The 24988-nt window shown below is 38.5% G+C and carries 18 protein-coding genes and 1 pseudogene; 6 read left to right on the forward strand and 13 right to left on the reverse strand.

The genetic code is table 11. The annotated features are described in order from the left end of the window. Nucleotide 1: 1 nt before the first annotated feature. Nucleotides 2–1822: a DUF4105 domain-containing protein gene (locus MTF67_RS05255; RefSeq protein ID WP_248518914.1), complete on the reverse strand. Its 1821-nt coding sequence runs from the start codon at nt 1820–1822 to the stop codon at nt 2–4. Between the two features lie 59 nt (nt 1823–1881). Beyond that, nucleotides 1882–2343 carry a DUF3015 family protein gene (locus tag MTF67_RS05260; RefSeq protein ID WP_008127917.1) on the reverse strand — a complete coding sequence of 154 codons (462 nt, stop codon included), beginning with the start codon at nt 2341–2343 and terminating at the stop codon, nt 1882–1884. Nucleotides 2344–2643: 300 nt separating this feature from the next. Between MTF67_RS05260 and MTF67_RS05265 the strand changes: the two genes are divergently transcribed. Continuing rightward, nucleotides 2644–3945, forward strand: coding sequence for a DEAD/DEAH box helicase (locus tag MTF67_RS05265; protein ID WP_006791752.1), 1302 nt, complete (start codon nt 2644–2646; stop codon nt 3943–3945). 33 nt (nt 3946–3978) lie between these two features. On the opposite strand, the gene MTF67_RS05270 is transcribed toward MTF67_RS05265, so the two are convergent. Together MTF67_RS05270 and MTF67_RS05275 are read right to left on the reverse strand one after the other, a co-directional pair. Beyond that, nucleotides 3979–5475 (reverse strand): amidase family protein, encoded by a 1497-nt coding sequence (locus MTF67_RS05270; protein ID WP_248518915.1) that lies wholly within the window; start codon nt 5473–5475, stop codon nt 3979–3981. Between the two features lie 89 nt (nt 5476–5564). Beyond that, on the reverse strand, nt 5565–7172 hold the full coding sequence (locus MTF67_RS05275; protein ID WP_248518916.1) for an NAD(P)/FAD-dependent oxidoreductase: 1608 nt from the start codon (nt 7170–7172) through the stop codon (nt 5565–5567). A gap of 191 nt (nt 7173–7363) precedes the next feature. Between MTF67_RS05275 and fdxA the strand changes: the two genes are divergently transcribed. The 4 genes from fdxA to MTF67_RS05295 all read left to right on the forward strand — a co-directional run bounded on the left by fdxA (nt 7364) and on the right by MTF67_RS05295 (nt 14253). Then, the gene (gene fdxA / locus MTF67_RS05280) at nt 7364–7687 is read left to right on the forward strand and encodes a ferredoxin FdxA (RefSeq protein WP_006791755.1); all 324 of its coding nucleotides are present in this window, start codon (nt 7364–7366) and stop codon (nt 7685–7687) included. Nucleotides 7688–7833: 146 nt separating this feature from the next. Then, on the forward strand, nt 7834–10077 hold the full coding sequence (locus MTF67_RS05285) for a DUF5916 domain-containing protein (protein WP_248518917.1): 2244 nt from the start codon (nt 7834–7836) through the stop codon (nt 10075–10077). Nucleotides 10078–10326: 249 nt separating this feature from the next. After that, nucleotides 10327–12237 (forward strand): EAL domain-containing protein, encoded by a 1911-nt coding sequence (locus MTF67_RS05290; RefSeq protein ID WP_248518918.1) that lies wholly within the window; start codon nt 10327–10329, stop codon nt 12235–12237. Nucleotides 12238–12330: 93 nt separating this feature from the next. After that, nucleotides 12331–14253 (forward strand): EAL domain-containing protein, encoded by a 1923-nt coding sequence (locus tag MTF67_RS05295; RefSeq protein WP_248518919.1) that lies wholly within the window; start codon nt 12331–12333, stop codon nt 14251–14253. Nucleotides 14254–14328: 75 nt separating this feature from the next. Here the strand turns inward: MTF67_RS05295 and MTF67_RS05300 are convergent, their stop codons facing one another. The 7 genes from MTF67_RS05300 to MTF67_RS05330 all read right to left on the reverse strand — a co-directional run bounded on the left by MTF67_RS05300 (nt 14329) and on the right by MTF67_RS05330 (nt 21188). After that, entirely contained in the window at nt 14329–15030 is a 702-nt protein-coding gene (locus MTF67_RS05300; RefSeq protein ID WP_006791759.1) for a TorF family putative porin, read from the reverse strand. Between the two features lie 9 nt (nt 15031–15039). After that, the gene (locus tag MTF67_RS05305; protein ID WP_248518920.1) at nt 15040–16257 is read right to left on the reverse strand and encodes a BCCT family transporter; all 1218 of its coding nucleotides are present in this window, start codon (nt 16255–16257) and stop codon (nt 15040–15042) included. Nucleotides 16258–16414: 157 nt separating this feature from the next. After that, nucleotides 16415–18082 carry a choline dehydrogenase gene (gene betA / locus MTF67_RS05310; protein ID WP_248518921.1) on the reverse strand — a complete coding sequence of 556 codons (1668 nt, stop codon included), beginning with the start codon at nt 18080–18082 and terminating at the stop codon, nt 16415–16417. Nucleotides 18083–18093: 11 nt separating this feature from the next. Further along, nucleotides 18094–19557 carry a betaine-aldehyde dehydrogenase gene (gene betB / locus MTF67_RS05315; RefSeq protein ID WP_248518922.1) on the reverse strand — a complete coding sequence of 488 codons (1464 nt, stop codon included), beginning with the start codon at nt 19555–19557 and terminating at the stop codon, nt 18094–18096. A 1-nt stretch (nt 19558) separates the two neighbouring features. Further along, complete coding sequence (gene betI, locus MTF67_RS05320; protein WP_248519118.1) at nt 19559–20134, reverse strand: transcriptional regulator BetI; 576 nt, start codon at nt 20132–20134, stop codon at nt 19559–19561. A gap of 491 nt (nt 20135–20625) precedes the next feature. Continuing rightward, entirely contained in the window at nt 20626–20931 is a 306-nt protein-coding gene (locus MTF67_RS05325) for a hypothetical protein (protein ID WP_010556260.1), read from the reverse strand. After that, nucleotides 20931–21188 carry a DUF3081 domain-containing protein gene (locus MTF67_RS05330; RefSeq protein ID WP_006791765.1) on the reverse strand — a complete coding sequence of 86 codons (258 nt, stop codon included), beginning with the start codon at nt 21186–21188 and terminating at the stop codon, nt 20931–20933. Before MTF67_RS05330 ends, MTF67_RS05325 begins: the two co-directional genes overlap by 1 nt. 145 nt (nt 21189–21333) lie before the next feature. Between MTF67_RS05330 and MTF67_RS05335 the strand changes: the two are divergent. After that, nucleotides 21334–22613 (forward strand): annotated as a pseudogene (locus MTF67_RS05335) (flavohemoglobin expression-modulating QEGLA motif protein). 77 nt (nt 22614–22690) lie between these two features. Here MTF67_RS05335 and MTF67_RS05340 read toward each other — a convergent pair. Together MTF67_RS05340 and astD are read right to left on the reverse strand one after the other, a co-directional pair. After that, nucleotides 22691–23494 (reverse strand): DUF1338 domain-containing protein, encoded by an 804-nt coding sequence (locus MTF67_RS05340; RefSeq protein WP_248518923.1) that lies wholly within the window; start codon nt 23492–23494, stop codon nt 22691–22693. A gap of 22 nt (nt 23495–23516) precedes the next feature. Further along, nucleotides 23517–24983 (reverse strand): succinylglutamate-semialdehyde dehydrogenase, encoded by a 1467-nt coding sequence (astD, locus tag MTF67_RS05345; protein WP_248518924.1) that lies wholly within the window; start codon nt 24981–24983, stop codon nt 23517–23519. Nucleotides 24984–24988 lie beyond the last annotated feature (5 nt).

Raw genomic sequence — 24988 nt, forward strand, 5'->3', positions numbered from 1 at the left:
TTTATTGCCAGTAATAATTTAATTTAAATTTCCAGCTTGTTAAGTTTGCATGCTTATAACTGAAACGAATGTCAAAATTTTGATTAATTGGAATTGATATTTCAGCTTGAGTTGATGACTTCTCATCATTTCCTAAAATAAATTGTTCGTGAGAAGCTCTTAATTTTATATCTGAGTATAGTGTTGTTATTACACCTAGTTCTAACGATGAATCATAAATCTTGTCTGTAGCAGCGAGATCTCCAATATACCCGTTAGCAAGCGTGAATATTAAGGTTTTATTATTGTTAGTGAGATAAGATTTACCTATTCCCCCCATTAAAAACGTGTTTGTGCAGCTTCGGCAAAGTGTATTCTGTCTTTCAAAACCAGCATTAATTTTCCATGATAAGTTATTTTCTTGTGGCCATTCAACGTAGGCTGGTGAAAAGGACTCTAGATCCAGTAAGTGTAGTTTATCTAGGTACACCTTAGAGTTTAAAATTGAGGCTTCGGTATCAACCATTTCTAAATTAGAAAACGCAATGCGTGCAACATCTGACGCTAAGGAATCAAAATAACTAAGCCTAAATCCTAACCCTAGGTTGTGTTGTTCATTTACTCGTGTTGAAGAAACAGAAATGTTTGACGGTTTTTGCCCTTTGTGAGGCGCTTGTTGGGTATATGATGAGACTAGCACTTCATTACCAATTGGAAGCGTTAAACGCATTTTAATAAGCGCCTTTTTTAAGCTTTTAATATGGTCAATATTGTGTTTTTTTATTTGCTGTAATTGGACTAGTTCAAATAATGTTTCAATAATTCGCTTTTTACTTTTTATATTGAGTGAAGTGAAATCATTTTGCTCAAGAAAATCAGGTGTTTTGTATATTTTCTCTGCAATGTTTGATTCGTTGGCAGTCAGCTTTTTCATGTACTCAATAAAAACAGTACTCCTAGATGGCGTAAAGAGTACGTCTTGAACCAGCTTTTTATTGTTATAAGTTGCCTGATTTAATTTTGAAAAAACAGTTGTAGGGATCATCCAAGGCGAACTGTTATTTGTTAACTGCTCTCCTATAACAAGCTCTATTAGCTGCGCAATATGAAAAGCACAGTTTTCATCAGCAAAATAGTAATCGAATTGCGCACCGAGTATTTCCCATAAATGATTAGCAATAAACCTTGTATCGTTATTTTTTAAGGCTAACTTATATTCCCAAAGGTCTCTTAGTTCTATCTCGCCATAATTATGTTGGTGGCGGTAAAACAATTGATCTGAAAATCCCGCTTTATAACCGCCAAACAAGCCTTTTGTTATATAAACTAGTCCATTTTCGTTATCCGGTACATGAGCACCATAGTTTATGCTGTAATCGAGTAGTTTATTATTTTTGGCTGATGACCGATTTAGTTTTAACAACAAATGCCCATAAAGTGATGCGGGGTTACTCATATAACCCGATGCAAATATTAGGCTTATAGAATGTATAGGCTGCTCATCTCGCCATTGTTCTAGTTCAATACAGGAGGATTTAGGCTGTGTAAATGTGAGCCCTTGTTTTTGTAGCCACGTGTATCTTGCTGGGTATTTGCATTGGGTTAATGGATTTGAATTAAAGCTTTGCACAGTCGCTTTTAGTTCTTCAAAAGGGCTTGTTGCTCCCAGTGAAGATATAAAAAATGATGTGTTTGTAATATAGCTCTCATTAAACGCTGGTTTTTTGTAATGGCCTAAACTTAGCCATGTGGGATGTTGTGCTAATTGTTTTAATGTTGTTGATGCTTGAATATTAAACGAAGCAATAAAAAAAATAAAAATTATTGAAGAATGAATTTTCATAAATACCCAACGGGCTTGGGGTAGAAGAGCTAAAAGGGCTAAATTAGCCCTTTTATATATTATATTGCAGAACAGTTAGCTGAGAACTGGCTAGCAATATTGCTTTCAACAAGTGTGTAAAGAGCCTGAGCATCGTTTACAGATGTTTGAGCAAAATCATTACGTATTGTTGAGATCATTTGCGTGTGAGCAGCGCTGTCACAACCACGTACATTAAGCATTGCTGAGATGTACTCGCCTTCACCTTGTGCAATTTCTTGCTCTAAGATTGGGAATGTTTGTTGAATAAATTGTGCAGTTTTAACGTTTGCACCTTTACAGCTTTCTACAGATGAAACATTTGAAGAAACAGCTGTTGTTCCTAAATCCCAAATAATGTTTGAGATAGCAGCGGCTGTACCATTATCAGGAAAAACCATTGCACCGATACCACATTGTTGCCATGGGTTAACATCTGCTTGCGCTGGGGTTACTACGAAAGCACTTGCTAATACTGCTGCAGTTAAACATCTTTTTATCATTATTAAATCCTTATTTAAATGTCCCTTAAATGGGGCTTGAATTCTATACATAAGAAAGCTGTAGAGCAATAACACGTTTAAAAAAAATTAATAATAAGTATATTTTGTAAATTTTTATGAGGTAAATATTTTTGCGAGAAGTGAGACTGCGACTACTTTGTGAAAGAAACTCTTGGGTTACAGGTAAGGTACTTTAATAAAACAAAATATTTAAATAGTAATATTGTTTAAAACTAACTGTTGGCTCATTTTTACTGTATAATTTGCGACCCTTGATAATGTGGCCGTAGGTTATACAGCATGAATTTTAAATCTTTTAGTTTCGCACCTGAAATCATCCAGGCATTAGACGAACTCAACTATCACACTCTTACGCCCATTCAACGCGCAGCAATTCCAGCTGTTCGTAAAGGTAAAGACGTTTTAGCCAGTGCACAAACTGGTACCGGTAAAACTGCCGCGTTTGCTTTACCTGTTATCCAAAAATTAATTGAGTCAGACTTAAGTACAACCAATGCACCAACTGCTTTGGTATTAGCGCCTACACGTGAATTAGCAGAGCAAATAGCCAATAACTGTAAAGAATATGCAAAGCATACCTCACTAAAAGTAGTGAGTTTATTTGGTGGGGTGAATACCGCAGGCCAAGAAAACGCATTAAAAGCAGGCGTTGATATCGTAGTCGCAACTCCGGGTCGTCTATTAGATCACATTCGCCTAGGTAACTTAAGCTTGGCCAATGTAAAGCACCTAGTACTTGATGAAGCCGACCGCATGCTTGATATGGGCTTTATCACAGACATGCAAACTGTGATTAAAAGCTGTGCTGATGACCGTCAAATTTTATTATTTTCGGCTACATTCCCTGCAGCTATTAAACAATTTGCTTCTAAGGTACTTAAGCAACCTGAAATTGTGCGTGTTGACCAAACTAACAGTACCGCATCTACTGTACAGCACGTTGTATACCCAGTGGAAGAGCGCCGCAAACAAGAACTTCTTTCTGAGCTGATTGGTAAAAAGAACTGGCAGCAAGTACTTGTGTTTGTAAATATGAAAGACACGGCGGATGAGCTTGTTAAAGAACTAAACCTTGATGGCATTCCAGCAACCGTTTGCCATGGCGATAAGTCACAAGGTAACCGACGCCGTGCTTTACGTGAGTTTAAAGAAGGTAAGGTACGTGTGTTAGTGGCCACTGAAGTTGCTGCGCGTGGTATTGATATTGATGGATTACCGCGTGTAATTAATATTGACTTACCATGGCTTGCTGAAGATTACGTTCACCGTATTGGCCGTACAGGCCGTGCTGGTAATCAAGGCCAAGCAATATCGTTTGTAAGCCGTGAAGAAGAAAATACATTATTTGAAATCGAAGCATTAATTGGTCAAAAAATTAAGCGTGTTTACCTTGAAGGCTATGAAGTGAGTAACCGCGAAGTGCTTATTGATAAAATAGGTAAAAAGCCGGCTCACTTACGCCGTACTCGTTCTAATAAGTTATCAGGGCAAGCAACGGGCGAAGCTCGCGCGGTAAACCGTTCGCGTATATCTAATGTGCGTAAAAGCTTAAAAGGTGCAAAGTTGTCACTTAAAAAATAACAACTCATATAAGAATTAATAAAACCTGAGTTTTTACTCAGGTTTTTTTATGGGTGAAATAAATACTGCGTCGATTATTTGAGCATGCTGATAGGCCGCCTGTGGCTGGTTTTTATTTGCAATAATAGATAACCCAACAGGTAGTCCACTGACTTGACCAACAGGAAGAGTTATATGAGTTGTGCCGGCAATTGCTGATAAAGAACTACTACTGCCTTTAAAGTTATCACCATTTACTAAGTCTGTTTTCCATGCAGGTGATGTTGTTGGGGCAATGACAACATCCACATTATTATTTTTGTATAAATTAGTAATTGCAGCTGTGGCCAGTGTGCGGTAACGGTGTTTAGTTTTTTGGTATTTGTCTGTTTGTGTTAAGTTGATAGCATTGGCTTGTATTAAAATATCTTGCCCAAAGTGGGGCATTTCTGCTGCTTTGTTTTGTTTATTAAAATCAATCAGTGCACTTAAACTTTTTACCTTCACTTGGTCAGGAGTATTTGCTAAGTACTGGTTTATTTCTTTATTAAAATCATAAAGTAATATGTAATATTCATCGAAAAAAAGCGTAGTTAGATCATCAGATATATCAATATTGACTACTGTATGACCTGCCTGTTTGAGCGCTGAGAGCTGTTTTTTGTATAAACGCTGAGTCTCCACTGTAAACTTATCACTGGGCAACGCGCCAATAACTAATGATGACTTTGTAATTTTAGGCAGTGTATGCAATTCAAAACTATGCGTTGAAGTATCAAGCGGATCGCGTCCTTGTAGCACAGATAATACTAGGCGGGCATCTTTTAATGAGTGTGCCATTGGACCAACACTGTCTTGGCTACTAGAAAGTGGCACTACACCAGAGCGCGATACTTGGCCCATGCTTGGTTTTATAGCATAAACGCCATTTACAGAAGCGGGGCAGGTAATAGAGCCATCGGTTTCTGTTCCAAGGGCAACAGGGGCAAAGTTAAGTGCGATGGCAACCGCTGATCCTGAGCTCGAACCACAGGGATTACGAGTTGTGTCATACGCATTGTGTGTTTGCCCGCCAACTGCACTCCATCCAGACGATGAGTAAGACGATCTAAAATTTGCCCACTCACTTAAATTGGTTTTGCCTAAAATAATAGCGCCCGCATTTCTTAACTGCTTAACAACAAATGCATCGTTATTAGTTATATTATTTTTAAGAGCTAAAGAGCCAGCTGTTGTTGGTAATGATCCAGTGGTTTCTATGTTATCTTTTAAAAGTACGGGTATTCCATGAAGAGGCCCAGCCCAAAGCCCTTGAGCACTAAGTTCATCAATTTTTTTTGCTTGCGTAACAGCTGTAGGTTCAATGTTAATGACGGCATTAAATTGAGGGTTAAGCTGATTAATTCGTTTAATATAGCCTTGAGTAAGTTGTTGAGCGGTAATTTTATTATTTTTATACGCCGAGTGGATCTCATCTATTGTTTTTAACTCGTGAGCTGAAATATTAAAAGCAACGACCCAGATTAATAACCCTAATAATTTTTTTATCATAAAAAAGTACACAAATAATTTTTTGGTTACTTTTAACACAAAAAAGCCCCACAATGTGAGGCTTTACGATAATTAACTAAATAGCGCGTTTAAGCGTTTTCAAGCATTGAAAGCGCAACAGCTTCGGCTGCTTTAATGCCATCAATACCCGCTGATAATATACCGCCAGCGTAGCCTGCACCCTCACCTGCAGGGTAGAGTCCTTTGGTGTTAATGCTCTGAAAGCTTCTATCACGTTTTATACTAATGGGTGATGACGTGCGCGTTTCAACACCCGTTAGTAATCCATCATTAGTAGAAAACCCACGTATTTGCTTATTAAAAGCAGGAATAGCCTCACGTAACGCTTCAATAGCAAACGCAGGCAATACGTTACCTAAGTCAGTTAACTTAATTCCTGGTGTGTAAGAGGGTTTAACATCGCCTAAATCAGCTGAAGATTTGCCCTTTAAAAAGTCGCCAATAAGTTGCGCTGGTGCATCATAGTTTTCGCCGCCTAGCTTGTAAGCCTGCTCCTCTAATTTGCGCTGCAACTCAATACCCGCTAAAGGATGGCCAGGGAAATCTTTTTCGGGTGAAATACCCACAACAATAGCACTATTTGCATTGCGCTCACTACGTGAATATTGGCTCATACCATTTGTAACAACTCGGCCTTCTTCAGATGTTGCCGCAACGACAGTGCCACCAGGGCACATGCAAAAGCTATAAACAGTGCGTCCGTTATTACAATGATGCACGAGCTTGTAGTCGGCAGAGCCTAAAATCGGGTTGCCGGCATTTGGTCCAAAGCGACACTCGTCAATCATTGATTGCTTGTGTTCTATTCTAAAACCAACTGAAAAGGGCTTGGCTTCTACATAAATGCCTTTTTCGTGAATCATTTTAAAGGTATCGCGTGCGCTGTGCCCAACGGCAAGAACAACGTGACGTGTTTCAAGGTGTTCACCGTTAGAAAGGGTTAAGCCTGTTACTTGACCGTCATCTAAGTGAATATCATCTACACGGGTACTAAAGCGAATTTCACCACCTAACTCTATAATACGAGCGCGCATTTTTTCAATCATTGTCACAAGTTTAAACGTACCAATGTGAGGCTTACTTACATACAAAATTTCTTCAGGTGCGCCTGCTTCAACAAATTCGGTAATAACTTTACGACCATAATGCTTAGGGTCTTTTACTTGGCTATATAATTTGCCATCTGAGAATGTACCCGCGCCGCCTTCACCAAACTGCACATTTGATTCGGTGTTTAGTGCTTTTTTACGCCAAAAGCCAAAGGTGTCTTTGGTACGCTCTCGTACTTCTTTTCCACGCTCAACAATAATTGGATTAAACCCCATTTGTGCAAGCACTAAGCCTGCAAATAAACCACAGGGGCCAAATCCAATAACAACAGGGCGCTCTGTGATTTTTTTGTTTGCTTGAGCTACAAATTTGTATGAAGTGTCGGGCGCTGTTTTAACATGTTGATCTTTTGCAAATGTGGTTAAAAGCTCAGTTTCGTTATCAACTTCTATATCAAGGGTGTAAATGAGTAATATGGCTGTTTTTTTGCGCGCGTCGTAGCCACGTTTAAATACGTTATAACTGTGTAATTGTTCTGGTTGTATTTTTAGTTTGTTAATAATGGCTTGGCCAATAGCATTTTCATCATGATCAAGTGGCAATTTTATTTCAGTTAAACGTATCATTAATATCTCTATTTGGTGTCTTAGCGGTTGTATATCCGCTCACAATAAGAAAGTGTAGGGCACGAATTGGCTTTACATTAAGGGCGCATATACTACGTTAAATTGGCTAATTATGGCAGTTATTTATTGTATTTTTGAGGTGAAAGGGTATGATCGCGCACTATTAAATTAGCTTTATGGTTCAAAAAATTATGGCGTTTGTAGTTACTGAAAATTGCATAAAATGTAAGTACACCGATTGCGTATCAGTGTGTCCTGCAGATGCATTTTTTGAAGGCCCTAATTTTTTAGCAATTAGCCCAATTGATTGTATTGATTGTGGGTTATGCGTACCGGAATGCCCAGCTGAAGCAATTTATCAAGAAGATGAGCTACCCGACTCTCAAAAAGAGTTCACGGAACTTAATGCAGAGCTTGCCTTAATTTGGCCGCGCATTACCCAAGTCAAATCTGCCCCAGATGATGCTGACACATGGAATGGAGTTGAGAATAAGCTAAAGCTACTCGACACCTAACAGTGCAATTAAAATAATCCTTTATTATTAATTAGTTAATATTTAGCGAAATTTTGTTTGCAAGGTATTAACAAATGTATCTGCTTAAATTACACTCCGGCTTAGAAATTACTCATATTGGGTAAAGTTGTTCTAAATGGATGTTTATGCAGTACTTTATAACTATAAAAAAACCACTCACGCTTTTACTTTTATCCTTTTTTCTCCTATTTAATAGCTTCTGTGTATTTGCAGAAAAAGAGCAGGTATCGCTAGCACGAATCAATCAAAATATCAGTGTTGATGGCGTACTTGATGAAGCGCATTGGAAAAAAGCGACCTATGTTCCTTTACTCGTTCAAGATGAGCCTAATGAAAGAGGCACGCCTCCGGTAAAAACCGATGCCTATATGTACGAAGATGGCACAAATTTGTATGTTGGTTTTATTGCTTACGATCCGGAGCCAGATCAAATACGTGCTTCACTTCGTGACCGAGATACCCTTTGGCAAGACGACACTGCCATACTCGTAATAGATACCTTTAATGATGAGCGCTCAGGCTATGAGTTTTTTGTTAACCCGTTAGGTGCACAAGGCGATTTACGCATGAGCGATACCGATGGTTGGCAGTCTGATCCGTCGTGGAATGCAATTTGGGATAGTGCCGGAAAAATTACCGATGAAGGTTATGTAGTTGAAATGCGTATTCCTTTTAAAGCATTGCGTTTTCCAGAAGATAAAAAAGACTTAACGTGGGGGTTTTTGTTAATGAGAAACTACCCACGGGACGTGCTCTATCAAATATCTAACATGGGGTTCGACCGCGATGTCAAATGTAGCCTTTGCCAGTTTGATAAGTTAACGGGCTTAAGTGAAATTGAATCAAGTAAAAATGTACAACTTACCCCAACGCTTACAGCGCTTCGTCACGATGATAAAGCGCAACTTCCCGGTGACTGGGAGAACGGTAACATAGATACTGAAGCCGGTTTAGATTTACGCTGGGGAATAACAAAAGACGCGGTATTAAATGCGACTATTAACCCTGATTTTTCGCAGGTAGAGACTGATTCTCTAGAGCTTGATGTAAATACAACCTACTCAATTTATTATGCAGAAAAAAGACCTTTCTTTTTAGATGGTGCCTCATATTTTAAAAGTAGCTTATTTGAGCTTTTATACACCCGAACCATTGCAGAGCCAACTTTAGGCGCTAAGTTAACCGGTAAAACGGATGGGCATAGCTATGCACTTATGTTAGCTGGTGATGAAAATAGTAATATTCTACTTCCTTCAAATCAAGGCTCTGGTTTTGCTTCATTAAATGAAAAAACACAGGCAGCAGTAGGCCGTTATCAATATGATTTAGGCGATCAAGGAACGTTGGGCGTTTCAAGTACACACCGACAAAGCGATAATTATCGTAATACGGTGCTATCAGTTGATGGTAGTTATTGGTTTAATCAGTCAGATACATTGCTTTATCAAGTTTCGTCAGCTGACACACGAAATTCTGACTTTTTGGTTGATAACTATGGACTATCCAAAACGCAATCTGATCAGGCATACGCAATTGAGTTAACGCGTGACAAGCGAGACTATAAACTTTACACATCTTATGAAAATATTGGTGAGGATTATCGCACCGATTTAGGATACCAAGCAAAAGTTGATTATGAAAAAGTGCTAATTGGTGGCGGTCAAACGTGGTATCGAGATGAGTTAGATTTAATTACTTCATGGTCTTATGAAGCTGATTGGGATAAAACCTGGTCGCAAAGTGGTGACTTGCTTGAGGAAGAATACGAAGGCTTTTTAAGTTTTAAGGGGCAAAAGCAGTCTTTATTTAATATTGGTTTTATCCATCGTAAAGAAAGTTATTACGATGAATTTTACAATCAGAATATAGGTTATCTTTACACTTCGCTTAAACCGACAAAAGACTTGAACTTATCGTTTTACTTAGAATATGCAAGCCGTATTGACTATACAAATTTAGAGCTTGGCGATGTAATTAATACACAAACGCAAGCAGTTTGGGATATAAACGATCATTGGCAAGTGGATATAAGACACAGTTATAGTAAGTTAGATAACCCACGAGATGACCGCGTTTACACAGCTAATTTAGTCGATTTTAGACTGCATTATAAATTTAATATGCGATCAATGTTAAAGCTGATTTTACAGGTTGAAGATATAGACAGAAACAAAGACGCTTATTTTTATCAAGTAAGCAAAACAAATAAAGACTATGGCAGCCAACTCGTTTATTCGTATAAAATTAACGCACAAACGTTATTTTACCTAGGTTACTCAGATAGAGGGTATCAGGATGATACACTAGAAAATATTGAGCGCGACAAACGCACCTTTTTTACAAAAGTAAGTTACGCATGGCAGCTTTAAGAGCATAGATAGATTTAAGCTCACAAGCAAAATATGCACATAAGCTGTTTGTGAGCAATCTATCAAATACATGGTGAGTTTGCGGATACTTTGCGCTAAAAATAATTGCCTTAACGAATAAACAATAACTTAGCTATATTAAAATGAACAAAAAATAGCATACAAGTCATTAATAATTGCTTACAAACAAAAATAGGGGATATAATGAGCATTTAGTTATTAAGGATTAGTATTGTTAGGGAATTTTTCATGAACAAATTAAAGCATGTTGGATTAATTTCCTTAGTCACTTTGTTATTTTGCTTTTACCTAAATGCTGAATTAACGAGCCAAATAAGCCGTACCAATCTGTTTCAGTCTAATTTTAGTGTTAAAAAATTTGATATAAGCAGCACCAGTTTAGATATTGCCCCTTGGTATAACCCTGTTTTAAGCGGTCATTATACAATTGACAGTGCTTCTCAAACATTACTTCTTGTTAAAACAACGGATCAACATTTTATTGCAGCTGATTCAAACGCACTCATCTTGATGGTGTTAACGTCGCCTAAAAACATTATTATTTTCTTCTCTTGTATACTTTTGCTTGCTGTCTACATAAAAAAACAAAGCAGGAAACAAAATCACAAACATAAGCTAAGCCAACTTAATCAGCAGGCTAATAAACTTTTAGAGTCGTTTAACTTAGATATTGAACCTGCTCAAAACCCTAATGGTATTAGTAATTTAAGCAAATCTATCACGACCTTAAATATGCATGTAGTGAATTATGTGAAACAAACACAAACAAGTATATGCCAAGATAAATTAACACAACTCATCGATAGACATGCCTACATTGAGCATATTGGTAGGCACATAAATCAAACCGGTCAAAAAGAACTTACTTGTGCATTATTGTTTATAGATTTAGATGGGTTTAAGCAAGTAAATGATTCATTCGGTCATAGTTTTGGCGACGAAATACTGGTGCAAGTTGCCACGCGATTAGCTAATGTGTTGCGTCACCATAAGTTGAGTAATATCAATTCTGCAAACCAGTTAGAACAAAATTTATCGCGTTTAGGCGGTGATGAATTCTCTATATTTATTGAATCGCTGGACGAAAGTGACAAAGTAGTCGACATAGCCAAGCAAGTCCTTAGTGAGCTTGAAAAAGACTTTGTGCTTGGCAATAAGATTGTAAAAATTAGTGCAAGCATTGGTATTGCTACTTATCCAGAAAGCGCATCTACACCACAAGCACTATTACAACTGGCTGATGTAGCAATGTATCGTGCTAAAAGTGATGGTAAAGGTATTTTTAAAGTTTATTCTCCAGAAATGGGTAATAAAATGCGTCGCTATCATTACTTACTTGAAGAGCTTCGTTTAGCCATTGCATGTAAAGACTTTTATTTGTCTTTTCAGCCAATTGTGCACGTAGAAGATTGCATGATTGACTATTTTGAAGCGCTCACTCGATGGAATCACCCCGTTGAAGGTATGATCTCTCCCGCTGAATTTATTCCTATTGCTGAAGAATCAAATTTAATATTAGAGTTAGGTGATTGGATTATGCTTGAGTCATGCAGACAAATGGCTGCTTGGCACAATGCGGGTATGCGTAAAGTAAAAATATCAGTGAATATTTCCGGTATTCAGTTAAAACATCGTGATATATACGATTGGATCACAAAAATCCTCAAAAGTACGGGGTTACCGGCAACGTCTTTAATGCTTGAAGTAACAGAGTCTACCTTTATTCAGGCAAGCTCTAGAATTATTGATGAGTTGAGCAAGCTAAGAGAAGACGGTGTAACTATTGCTATAGACGATTTTGGTACCGGGTTTAGCTCTTTAAGTACGCTAGCAGATTTACCCATCGATGTTATAAAAATAGATCGCTCGTTTATTACACAAGCTAACAAAAGCAAAAAATATAACGATATACTCAATACAATTAGTGAGCTTGGGCAAAGATTGGGGCTTAAAATTGTCGCAGAAGGCGTTGAAGAAATCGCCCAGTTTGAACTTGTGAAAAAATTAGGTGTGAGCTCAGTTCAAGGTTATTTAGTCAGTCGACCTGAGTCGTCAATTAATGTAGGAAATAAAGTGTTACGTAATAATAACGCTAATTTATCTGCATCTGGCTCTAGCGCCTGGGAAATTTCTAAATAAATGTGTTGCTAGGGCGTTTACTGGACATTTTTTTAATTAAGGCATAGCTTTAGTTAAACTAATAATAAAAACGAATGTAAAGGCTTAGATAATATGCATCGAAGCTCCCTAATCAAAGAAAACCTTAATGATACCGTTAGATTGCTTTACGAGAACGCTTATTCAGGTTTACTCGTCTCTTTATTTGCCAGCGCATGTATTGCTTTTAGTTTTAATAAAGGCGGATTGTTAAGCTATAACGACAAGCTAGTTTGGTGGCTTATTATGCTGCTTGCTTTGGGGATCCGTTTTTTAGATATTCGTCTATTTTTAAAAACAAACAAAACGGCTACTCAATTAGACCTACTAAAGTTTTCAACAGGGGTTATTATAACTGCCATTATATGGTGCAGTTATGCCTTGTATTTCCACACTTCTTTTGCCCCCCTGGAAGCCACAAGTATTATAATTATATTATCTGCTCTTGGTGGTGGCTCTGCAAATGTTTTGTCAGCACATAAGCTGACCTGTTTTGCTTATGCTTTTATTCTGTTATTTCCCTACGCTTTAGTGCTAATAATGTCTGAAGACTATTACGAAAATGTACTCGGCTTTTTGGGTATTGGCTATGGCTCAATTACCTTGTTAACTCTAAATAAAGCATCTGCATTTACACGACAGGCAATACATTTAAAAAATCAAAACAGCGATTTGCTAGAAAGAATGGAGCTAAGAGTTGACGCGCGCACTAAAGAAATAATGCATTTATCAAACTCTGATTCGCTAACTCAATTATTAAATCGAAATGCATTTTTAAATGATGCAAAAAAGAGAATTAAGCATTATCCAGACCCACCTTTTGCGCTATTTTTTATAGACCTAGATGGGTTTAAGAATATAAATGACGTGATGGGTCACAAGGTAGGCGATAATGTTTTAAGAAGAACAGCGAAACGTATTTCTGACGTGTGTGCTCATAATCAGCAAAAGTGCCGCTGGGGTGGCGATGAGTTTTTAATTTTAAGTGATTTTGTATGCAAAGAAAATACTTACGATTTTGCTAAAGAAATTATTGATGCAATTACGCAGGATCATCCAGAAACAGAGCATGGTGCACGGGTAGGGGCAACCATAGGTATTGCACTTTACCCAGAGCATGGTAGAGATCTGGATGCCTTAATTTTAAATGCCGATATGGCAATGTATCATCAAAAGAGAATGAATCGTGGGCAAATAAGTTTTTTTAGCGAGTCGCTTCGTTCAGAATTAGAAAGAAAGCGCCTACTTAGCGAAGAGCTTTTAACAGCGCTCATCAACAATTGTTTTTCGTTAGTATATCAGCCCATTATTGACTCTAAAACACATGATATTTATGCGATTGAGGCGCTTATACGTTGGCAATTGAAAGGAGAAAACATTCCTCCTGACGAGTTTATACCTATTGCTGAGCAGTATGGGTTAATTTCAAAAATAGGTTTTTGGGTTCTCGAAACGGCATGCCAACAAGCACTTACTTTTCAAAAATTAACTCCAGATTTATCAGTCAGTATTAATGTATCTGTAATGCAGCTTAAGGAGATAGAGTTTGCCAGTAAGGTTAAAAGAATTTTGGCGGATTTAAATTTTCCTGCTCATAAGCTTCATTTAGAAGTAACTGAATCTGTATTTGCAAACGATAAGCATACATTTTTGTATGTGGTTAAATCATTACAAGAGTTGGGTGTTAGAATTTCAATAGATGATTTTGGAACCGGTTACTCTTCTTTATCAAGTATGCTTGATGTTGGTGTAGATATTGTAAAAGTAGATAAAAGTTTTGTTCAAGATGAGGATGAAAGAGGCTTAAGCATTGTTAACGCAGTAGTGCAAATGGCAAGTTCGCTTAATTTTAATGTTATTGCTGAAGGGGTTGAAACATCTTTGCAGTGCAAAAAGCTTACTCAACTTGGCGTAACGCATTTGCAAGGGTATTACTTTTCAAGACCGCTGACCTCAAGCGCATTAATTGAATATTTAAACAATAAAAAAGCCTCATAAAGAGGCGTTTTTCAGTTTAACGAACCTGGGTTGTGGTTCGCTAAATTTATGTACAGAGTTAAAATTAATTAATCTTTATAAATCAAATGTTCTTGAAATTGCTAACACGATGCGCTCATCGGCGTAATCGTAGTCAAGGCTAGTATTTTCAGCTGCTACTTCAATACCAAAACCTTCGTAACTTGTTTGATAAGCAAGACGGTAGTGATTATACGATTTCTTTTGGTTTACATCCCAAGCCCATTTTTCACCGTCAAGTGAATTAGAGATATCAAAACTTGCACGTATTGCATGATTTGGTGCAAGTTCATAAGTATGAGCAATCATTGAAACTACATGGCCCGCACTTGTTCCAAAATAATCCCAGCTGTACCAAAAGTTAAGCTCTGTTTGGCCGTATTCACTTGCGTAACCAAATTTAGTGTAAACCTCTGGGTAATTTCCATCACTGTTATTACCTTGGTATGTGTAGTATGCAATACCGTAGTCAACGCTAAACTTGTCGTTTAATTGTACATAGCGACCAACATAGCCATCTAGTTCAAAATCAGTATCGTCACCAAAGTCAACGTTTGATGCCCATACACCGGCATATACGCCATTATCAAAAGCATAATCTAAACTTGCTTGTAATGCAGGGTCGTTATCTGTTTGGCTTACACCATTAAAAGTGTAATCTGATGCTGCTGTAATAGTTGTTGACCAGTCTGCAGCTGCCGTTGTTGATAAAAGTGCTAGTGGCAATGCTACTGCAAGTTGTTTTAGTTTGTTGTTCATTATAAATCCCTAACTTTGTGTCTCAATTTTAGTGTAGTCAATCTTGTTTGCTTTTGGTGAGCTATCAATATTATTAACGGTTTTAAATTTGCTATAGCCAATGAAGCCAGCACATAGGAAAAACAAGGCAATCACCAATGCGCCTACCCACTGTATTTGTAAAAACTCTAGCTTGAACAATAATGTTAATAATGAAAGAGCAAGTATGTTTCCAAACATATACTTCGCTTTACCAAAGCGTTTTACAGTGATGTTCAAATTATCTGTGTATAAACGCACTAACGAATCAAGTGAATTAATTACAAACACAATACCTACAAATACCATGGCAAAGTTTTTAATGCCTTGCGTTGGAATGCCCGCTTCATGATAGTGGTAAAGTACGCTGAACCAAATTGCGATTGGTATTGAAGGGAAAATCAACATAGCGCCAAGTACTTGGTAAGTTTTTAACCCGCCAACAAAACGAGAAGTAAACTGTCCAATCATAATACTCCAAGCAAACCACCAAAATAGGTAAAACTCATGGTAATCGTTAAGCGGTAAAACAAATTCATTTATGTTGGCAAAGTATGTGCCGATAGAGGCTAAGTTATCTGTGAATGCTGACATTTGACTGTCACCCAACACAAAGGCACCTGCCCACATAAACCCAATTAGTGCTATGAATAACCAAGTTGTAGAAATACTTAAAAATCGTACGTACTTAATATCTGTACTTGAATATACCGCAAAACAAATTGCTGCAAATACAATTAAGTAAAACTCAGAAACGACACTCGAACCATCACCAATTTCAGGTAAATACCATGGAAGGTTTGAAAGTAAAAGGTATGCGGTAAAAGCACACGTACCAATAATTACTACATTATTGATAAATTTAACCCAAGGAATTTCGAAAAATTTAACTTTAGGTTCTATTACACAGAAATAAAAACACGTAAGAAAGTAAAATCCCCAGATCAAAAATCCCCAGTAACCAAACTCAATGGCCAGTGGATTTGCAAACGCGTATTCTGGGCTTGCTTTTATGTCTGCATAACCTGCAAACTCAGTTAAAGGAAACATTATAAGGCCAACATCTAGGCCTGATGTAAATAATATTGCTATAAACGTAAAGGTGCGAACTGGTGTTACGCCAACAACGCGAACATTACCCCATTTTATTAAAATAGTGATAATGGCAAGTAAGGTAAAAATGATGCCTGCATTAAGCCAAATAGTCATTGTTACCCTCCCAAAATGAATATATAGAATTCATAAGCACTCCGTATTTTATTGTTTTATTCTCGCATTAACACAACATAACCTATTTACATCGTGTGCCACTGCAAGGCACGCTGTGGTTTAACCTAACGAGGATAAACCAAGCATGTGGCTAAAATTAAATCTCCGTACTACGTTGCGTTTCTTGCCAGTTAGTTGGTATGGCAACATTCACATCCGATTTATGTAATGGACTTTTACCTAAAATTAAATCAGCGGCTTTTTCAGCAACCATAATCGTAGGCGCATTAAGGTTTCCGTTAGGAACTGTCGGAAATATTGACGAATCAACCACACGTAAGCTTTCAATACCATGTACTTGGGTATTTGAATTAACTACGGCCATGTCGTCTTCACCCATTTTGCATGAGCAAGAAGGGTGGTAAGCACTTTCTACGGCTTGGCGTACAAAGGCATCTATTTCTTCGTCGGTTTGAATGTGTTTACCTGGTTGAATTTCTTCATCACGGTAATCATCAAAGGCACTTTGCTCAATAATGTCGCGAGTTAAGCGCACACAGGCTCTAAAGCCTTCAATGTCGTCTTTGTGCTGTAAGTAATTAAACAAAATTTGTGGCGGTTGCTCAGGGTTAGCTGATTGAATAGTAACGCTGCCACGGCTTTTTGGTTTGTTATGACCTACGTGAACTTGAAAACCATGACCTGCAAATGCACTACGCCCATCGTATCGCATAGCGGCTGGTAAAAAGTGATACTGAATATCAGGCCATTCAACTCCAGGCTTTGAGCGGATAAATGCACATGACTCAAAGTGGTTAGTAGCGCCTAAACCTTTTCGAGTAAGTAACCATTTAGCGCCAATCAAGCCCTTGGAAATAAGACCCAATTTTCCGTTTAGTGTAATTGGCTGCTTACATTTGTATTGAAAGTAAAATTCAAGATGATCTTGTAAGTTTTGACCCACACCCGGTAAGTGGTGTTTAACTTCAACGCCTGCTTTTTCAAGGATGTCTTTATCGCCAATACCAGATAGCTGTAATATATGCGGAGAGCCAATAGGGCCTGCACTTAAAACAACCTCTTTTGCTGCATGTGCTGTTTGAACATTACCGTTTATCTTGTACTCAATGCCTGTGGCTTTTTTACCGTCTAGAATAACTTTTTGAGCAAGTGCGCCGGTAATGACCGTTAAATTACTACGTGATTTTACAGGGTCTAAATATTCACGAGAAGCCGAGCTGCGTACACCGTTTTTAACGGTCATGTGCATTGGGCCAAAGCCTTCTTGCTGTGACGCGTTATAATCGTCTGTACTAGCGTAACCGGCTTCTACACCTGCTTTTATAAACGTGGTGTACAACGGGTTTTGCATTTCGTTACCGTTATTAACGCCAAGTGGGCCTTTGCCACCTCGATATGTGTTTTCACCAAGGTAAAAGCTTTCCGCTTTTTGAAAATACGGTAAACACGATTGGTAATCCCAACCATTGGCACCGTGTTGCTGCCACTCATCAAAGTCTTTAGCGTGGCCGCGTACATACACCATGCCATTAATCGATGAAGAGCCACCGAGTACCTTACCGCGAGGGCAATGCATTTCACGGTTATCTAAGTACGGCTCTGGTTGAGTATGGAACTGCCATGCGTACTTATCGGTATTCATAGGAATAGACAGCGCCGTTGGCATTTTTATAAAAATACTTTTATCACTGCCGCCGGTTTCAAGCAGTAATACGCGATTGCTTGAATCTTCAGATAATCGGTTAGCTAAAACACAACCCGCAGATCCCGCACCAACAATAATATAGTCGTAATGATTACTCATAGTAGGGCGCCTTAAAATGGGCTTTCTATGTCGGCCATACCAACATAAATAGACTTAGTTTGCGTATAATGATCAAGTGTTTCTATGCCATTTTCACGGCCAATACCAGATTGCTTATAACCACCAACAGGCATTTCAGCAGGTGAGTTACCATAGGCATTAATCCAACAAATACCGGCTTCTAATTGATGAATTACGCGGTGTGCGCGTTTAATATCGCTAGTAAACACGCCTGCAGCTAGGCCTAGGTGAGTACCATTGGCACGTGCAATTACATCGTCTTCGTCTTCAAAAACGAGTACGCTCATTACTGGGCCGAATATTTCTTCTTTAACAATCGTCATTTCATCGTTGCAATCAATAAACACGGTAGGTGCAACAAAGTAGCCATTAGGCGCAGATTCAGGTGAAAGCGTTGAACCACCGGTAAGCAGTGTTGCGCCTTCTTCAATCCCTTTATTAACATAACTCATTACTAAGTCTTGATGCTTTTTAGAGATAAGCGCACCAAAGTTAGTGTTTAAATCTTGCGGGTCGCCCGCAATAATATTTTTCTCTGTTCGCGTTTTAAGCTCATCAATAAATTGCTGATATATATTTTTATGAACATAAATACGTGTACAGTTAGTGCAAATTTCGCCTTGGGTATAAAAGTTACCTAGCATGGCAGCGCTTACTGCTTGCTCTATATTTGCATCATCAAACACAACAAGCGGCGACTTACCGCCAAGCTCCATGGTTACGTCTTTTAATGTGCCTGAAGCACTTGCGACTACTTTTTTACCTGTGCCTACTTCGCCAGTGAACGACACTTTGTCAATCTCACTATGTGCAGTTAGCCATTGGCCTACATCACCCGCACCTTGTACTACATTAAATACGCCAGCAGGTACGCCCGCTTCTACAAAAATTTCGGCAAGTTTAATAGCGCCTAGTGGCGTTTCTTCAGATGGTTTAAATATAAATGCGTTGCCAGCAGCAAGGGCTGGGCCTGATTTCCAACATGCTATTTGTAGCGGGTAGTTCCACGCACCAATACCGGCACAAATCCCTAATGGCTCTTTACGTGTATAGTAAAAGTCTTCGCCTACCATTTGTTGTTGGCCTACTTGCGCAGGGGCTAGGCCTGCAAAGTATTCAATTACATCGGCGCCGGTTTCTATATCAACACAGTTTGCTTCTTGCATTGGCTTACCGGTATCAAGCACTTCTATTAAGGCAAGCTCATCGTTACGTTCGCGAAGTATTGCCACAGCGTTTAATAAAATACGGCTGCGTTCAATAGGGGCCATTTTTGACCACTGTGCAAAACCTTGCTTTGCACTTTCAATGGCTGCGTTTTGAACAAATTCATCGGCAACTTCGACACTGTAAATAACTTCACCTGTTGCAGGGTTAGTTACATCAAAAGTTTCACCGCTTTGGTTAGCAAGAAAATGGCCATTAATAAAATTTTGATAGACTGGTTTGCTCACGCTAGGCTCCATATTGCTTGATGAGTGAATTTACATAGCTTTTTGCTAGAGTTTCACTGTGTTTAAACTGGTTTTTGTCGGATTTACTCAATACTGCTCTCAACCATAGGCCATCAATCATAGCGGCGCTAAGTTCAGCAGCTTGTTTTGCTTGCTCAATAGGCATTAATTGCTTAAGTGAGAATGCTAAATTACTTTGCAAGCGTTTACTGTTTACATTTTGCAGTCGGTGAAGTTCGTCATCGTGCATTGATTGCGCCCAAAAGCTCAACCAAGTTTTGGTTGTATCACTGCGCTGTTGTACAAGCGCAAAGTTAGCTTCAATAATAAACATAAGGCGCTGTGAAGCGCTGGTGTTGTTGCACACTTTTTCAATAAGGTCTTTTTTAAGATTAGAAAGCAAATAACGAACAGTTGCTTCTATTAAACCCTGCTTACCACCAAAGTAATGACTAATAATGCCTGACGATAAACCTGCATTTTTACTAATGCTGTTAATGGTAGTTGCTTGTAGTCCACGCATCGCCACTGACTCAATTGTTGCGTCAATTAACTGTTGACGCCTGACAGGTTCCATTCCAACTTTAGGCATAATTTTTATTAATTGAACGTTCAATAAAGATAAGCTTAAGGTAATAGCTCTAACAATTCAAGGGTGAAGTAAATAGTCAGATACTAAAATGTAGATGAATTATTAATAAAACCAACAGGAGAAGTACTTAAGAAAATAGATGCAATAGATGGTTAATTACTATTTAAAACAGTGGTTTAAATGTTTTTTTAGAAATGCTTAAGAGTGTAATTATATCTTTACTCCTTGTTATCAAATAAAAGATGAATAAATTTATTTGAGTGGTAATAATTAGAGTACTAATAGTATTTTTTTAATCCAAGTGAGCACAAACACAACAATTACTTAGTGCACTAATAACTTAGGGAAGGTTAGTATTACTAGGGGCGCGGTAAGGCAACTAGCCCTGGCTAAATAATATTAACCACGCTAATTTGGAAATTACCTGAGGCTTTTATCTGGCTTGTATAGATGTTATTTAGTATAAATAATAGCTATTATTGTTCGCTAATCACGCCTTTGAATAGAAGGGGGTAACGTCTTAGGCGATTTCCAATATAGTCGTCAGCTAGTATTTGTTCACAAATAAAATTAACATCATCACTTGCCTCAAATACCCAGTCAAAGCGTTCAATTGCGAGTAAAAACCCCCGTTTTAAATGGCGTTGGCTTCTGTATTGTTCCAGGTTTTCTTGAATGACGGCGAGTTTTGATGGATCTGATTTAAGCGCAGCTATTACCTGATTAATAAAGGCTGTATTGAGCTTGCTGTCGCTGCGCTTTCTTACTTTTCTTGGATACATTATTCCTCGTTAGCAATATTGTGTAATTTTTTTAAGAAATCATCTTTATGTTTATCGTGCTCGTAATCAAGATGATAAGTATTATGAAACCCAAAGCGTAATAGTACGCCACTACCTTGTAAATAAATTGTGTATCCATCTATATCTGAAAATGCAGTAACACCTTGATAATGCTTACCTTCATCGTTCGTTTCTCCGCGTTTTTGTATTCGCTCGTACACGGCAAGTATTTGTTTATTGTCGAGTTCATTTTTCATATATCACACCTTTAATTTAAGATTCAATACGTATTAGATATGAGGGTCGATCAGGTTAAAACAACAGATAAAATTGATTGATAATACTTGGCGATTTACTGATTATAAATTATGCTCATGGTTCATTTTTTATTGAGCTTTCAACATGATAGACAAGGCGTTACTGCTTAAAACTCGTGAGTTATCAGACCAACTAATTGCACTTCAAACACCTATTCGAATTCTTGATGCAATAAATTGGGATAAACAGATCAAAGAGGAATTTTTTAGGCAAAAGTGTCAAAAAAACCCTCTAATAGATCGTGCATACTACCAACAGCGCGATTTAGGTTTTTGCCTAGCGAGTTGCGTCAAGCGTTTTCAACATTACACCGAAACATTATTAACCAGTTAGGTCAGTTAAACCCCATTTCTCAATATATGGGTAAAATGTGTGGCGAATATAAAACGGTATTAAGTATGTTGGAGTACCGAGGTACTCCTGAATTTCATGATTTATCAGTTGAGCTTTTTGGTCATCCTAAAGATTTATTCCATGCGGGTGAGCCCTCACTCTCCGAGCTTGCGAATATGCTAGAGCAACCACTGCAAAATTTATTAATGGCCGACATTTTACCCGATGATCCTAAAAATATAGATGCTAGCGACGCGGTGCGAATTTTATCAGAGCAAGTTAATGCCAGTATGCCAGGTATAAATGTAGAGGTTATGTTGAGCGATGGGATTGTAAGCGACGCAGCAGCAGGTGCTAACAATATAAAGCTAAACCAAGATGTTAAATTTTCACAACGTGAATTAGATATATTAGAAGTACATGAAGGGTGGATTCATGTGGGCACGACTCAAAATGGTTTAGCCCAACCTTATTTAACCTGTTTAAGTAAGGGCACACCAAGCTCAACAGTAACACAAGAGGGCTTAGCAGTATTAACTGAAATTATTACTTTAAAATCTACCCCTAGGCGCTTATCAAAATTAGTTAACCGTATTCAAGCGGTTACCAAGGTGATAGATGGGGCTGAGTTTGTAGACATATATAGAGATTACGTAGCTCAAGGAATATCTAAAGACGATAGTTATACGTTGGCTCAGCGTGTATTTAGAGGCAGCACAGCAACAGGATTACCGTTTACTAAAGACATTGCCTACATAAAAGGCTTTGTTTTAGTGTATAACTTAATACGTGTGGCAATTCAGTTAGGGCGAATCGATCAGTTACCGTTGTTATTAGTCGGTAAGTTGTCTATTGATGATTTTAGATTAATTTCCCAGCTTCATGATTTAGGTGTGATTGAAAGCCCTAAGTTTGTTCCCCCGCATTTTAAAGATTTACGCGGACTAGCAACATGGTTGAGTTTTGGGCGCTTTATTGGTGACTTATCTTTTGAACAACTAGAAAACGACTATAAACCCTTGTTTTTATGATGTAGGTATTTTATCTGCATGCTTAAGTTCGTGAGCATAAAAAAAGCCCGTAAGGGCTTTTTTTTGTTTTCATCAAATTAGCGTGCGTTAGTGCTTTCAAATATTTTATCTGCAGACGCTGCAACAAACCCCGTGTAAAGTTCACCATCAGCTTTAGGGTAACGTATTGCAAACTCATAAAAACAGCTAGGAATGCGCATGTCGCCGTCGCTAAAACTGACAGCGTATTCATCTGCTAGTGTTGATGATTGCTCCAGTAGCACCTCTGGCGAGCCTTTTACTTCGCCGCCTGATGTATTAAGCGCAAAGCCTGCATCTTTAAGCGCTTGGTTAACATCATGAATGTTATCAAACTTTGCAAGCATATTAATATTTACAGTAAAGTGGTTTGCACGGTAGCCCCATGCCGACATCCACGCAGCATATTCGCTTTCTGCTAATAACTGCTTGTAGGTTTCACCGCTTACTTGCCAATGTGTACCTGAATATAAAAAGTTATCAGCCGTTACAGCACTTTCATCAATTTGATTTACCATATCGGTAACAATAGCTTGTAACTCTGGCGAGCACTTTTCTACTAATAACTCAGAGATAAATACTTTAGGTTGCTTAGGATCGCTGTGTTCGTAGTGTTTAGCGTATAGCTTTTTAGCTTCAAAGTGGTATTCGCCGCACTCTGTGTAACCTAACGCTAAAAAGTGTGCTGCTAGTTTTTCAAGGCCTACTTTTTCAATATTGAACGTACGTAGCGCAATATGGTCGTTAATTATGTCGTCTTTTTGGGTTGAACCTAAAAGGTCATGAATTTTATCTGCCGATGGGGTAACTGCTAAATAGTTATCCCATAGGTTTTCAAATAATGTATTTACGTTGGTATGCATGTTAAATCCTTAAAAATGGGTATTATTCTATTACTAAGCCAGGTGCTAAAGTTTGCGGTAAATTCACTTTTTCTGATTCAACCGACGCAACAGGGTAAGCGCAGTAATCTGCAGCATAATAAGCGCTAGCACGGTGATTACCACTTGCACCAATACCACCAAACGGTGCAGCACTAGATGCACCTGTAATAGGGCGGTTCCAATTGACAATGCCAGCACGAATACGTTTTAAAAAGTGGCTGTAATCATCCTCGTTATCGCTAAGTAAGCCTGCTGATAAACCAAAGCTGGTGTTATTAGCCTCTGCTATTGCGCTGTCAAAGTTGTTGTAGCGGTAAACTTTTATAAGCGGGCCAAAGTGTTCTTCATCTGGCATGTTAGCAATGTTAGTTACATCAATAATACCTGGGCTTACAAAGCCTGTGCCTGCTTTTAGCTGCTTAAGCTCAACGAGTATTTCGCCGCCGCTTTCAACTAATTCATTTTGCGCAGCAACCATACCAAGGGCTGCTTTTTCGCTTATCATTGCACCCATAAATGGCTGGTCAGTTGCAAAACTGTCGTCAACAACAATATTTTTAGTCGCGCTAATTAGTTTTTCTAAAATGGCATCGCCATTGGTTGAATTCTCAATAAACACGCGGCGGGAACAAGTACAGCGCTGGCCAGAAGTAATAAAGCCAGACTGAATAATATCGTGCACTGCAGCGCTTACATCGGCTACATCTTTAACTATTAATGGGTTATTACCGCCCATTTCAAGTGCTAATATTTTACCTGGGTGGCCTGCAAACTGTTTATGTAATAAATGGCCGGTGTTTGAGCTGCCGGTAAAAAATAAGCCGTCTATGTTTTGATGCGAAGCAAGTGCTTTACCTGTTTCTACTTCACCTTGCACTAGGTTAATGACACCCGCTGGTAATCCTGCTTTTAACCAAAGTGCTAAAGTAAATTCAGCAACGTGAGGTGTAAGCTCAGACGGTTTAAATACCACGGTGTTACCCGCTAAAATAGCCGGTACGATATGGCCATTAGGTAAATGCCCAGGGAAATTATACGGGCCAAATATAGCTACAACGCCGTGTGGTTTATGGCGTATAAATGCTTTTGCACCTGGCATTGGGTTTTCTGTGGTGCCGGTACGCTCATTATAGGCTTTGATAGAAATGGCCACTTTACCTGTCATAGCGCCTACTTCTGTGCGTGTTTCCCAAAGAGGCTTACCGGTTTCGCGCGCTATAATGGCTGCAAATTCTTCGCTGTGCTCTTTTAATTGTGCCACAAAGTTTTCAAGTATGGTTATACGCGACTCAATTGGCGTATCGGCCCACTGTACTTGTGCGGCTCTAGCTGCATTAATTGCAGAATCTACTTGCTCGGCATTTGCGCCATTACCTTGCCATACAACTTCGCCGTTACTTGGGTTAACAGAGTTAAAAGCGGGGCCTTGGCCTGTATGCCATTGGTTATTTATAAGGTGTGTGTTCATATTTG

Origin of the sequence: Pseudoalteromonas sp. 2CM32C (assembly GCF_023161925.1) — a bacterium.
Classification (GTDB): domain Bacteria; phylum Pseudomonadota; class Gammaproteobacteria; order Enterobacterales; family Alteromonadaceae; genus Pseudoalteromonas; species Pseudoalteromonas marina.

Bases quoted from the DNA above. Each gene is read 5' to 3' on its own strand.
- MTF67_RS05255 (WP_248518914.1), bottom strand. From the start codon at position 1,822: ATGAAAATTCATTCTTCAATAATTTTTATTTTTTTTATTGCTTCGTTT.
- MTF67_RS05260 (WP_008127917.1), bottom strand. From the start codon at position 2,343: ATGATAAAAAGATGTTTAACTGCAGCAGTATTAGCAAGTGCTTTCGTA.
- MTF67_RS05265 (WP_006791752.1), top strand. From the start codon at position 2,644: ATGAATTTTAAATCTTTTAGTTTCGCACCTGAAATCATCCAGGCATTA.
- MTF67_RS05270 (WP_248518915.1), bottom strand. From the start codon at position 5,475: ATGATAAAAAAATTATTAGGGTTATTAATCTGGGTCGTTGCTTTTAAT.
- MTF67_RS05275 (WP_248518916.1), bottom strand. From the start codon at position 7,172: ATGATACGTTTAACTGAAATAAAATTGCCACTTGATCATGATGAAAAT.
- fdxA (WP_006791755.1), top strand. From the start codon at position 7,364: ATGGCGTTTGTAGTTACTGAAAATTGCATAAAATGTAAGTACACCGAT.
- MTF67_RS05285 (WP_248518917.1), top strand. From the start codon at position 7,834: ATGCAGTACTTTATAACTATAAAAAAACCACTCACGCTTTTACTTTTA.
- MTF67_RS05290 (WP_248518918.1), top strand. From the start codon at position 10,327: ATGAACAAATTAAAGCATGTTGGATTAATTTCCTTAGTCACTTTGTTA.
- MTF67_RS05295 (WP_248518919.1), top strand. From the start codon at position 12,331: ATGCATCGAAGCTCCCTAATCAAAGAAAACCTTAATGATACCGTTAGA.
- MTF67_RS05300 (WP_006791759.1), bottom strand. From the start codon at position 15,030: ATGAACAACAAACTAAAACAACTTGCAGTAGCATTGCCACTAGCACTT.
- MTF67_RS05305 (WP_248518920.1), bottom strand. From the start codon at position 16,257: ATGACTATTTGGCTTAATGCAGGCATCATTTTTACCTTACTTGCCATT.
- betA (WP_248518921.1), bottom strand. From the start codon at position 18,082: ATGAGTAATCATTACGACTATATTATTGTTGGTGCGGGATCTGCGGGT.
- betI (WP_248519118.1), bottom strand. From the start codon at position 20,134: ATGGAACCTGTCAGGCGTCAACAGTTAATTGACGCAACAATTGAGTCA.
- MTF67_RS05325 (WP_010556260.1), bottom strand. From the start codon at position 20,931: ATGTATCCAAGAAAAGTAAGAAAGCGCAGCGACAGCAAGCTCAATACA.
- MTF67_RS05330 (WP_006791765.1), bottom strand. From the start codon at position 21,188: ATGAAAAATGAACTCGACAATAAACAAATACTTGCCGTGTACGAGCGA.
- MTF67_RS05340 (WP_248518923.1), bottom strand. From the start codon at position 23,494: ATGCATACCAACGTAAATACATTATTTGAAAACCTATGGGATAACTAT.
- astD (WP_248518924.1), bottom strand. From the start codon at position 24,983: ATGAACACACACCTTATAAATAACCAATGGCATACAGGCCAAGGCCCC.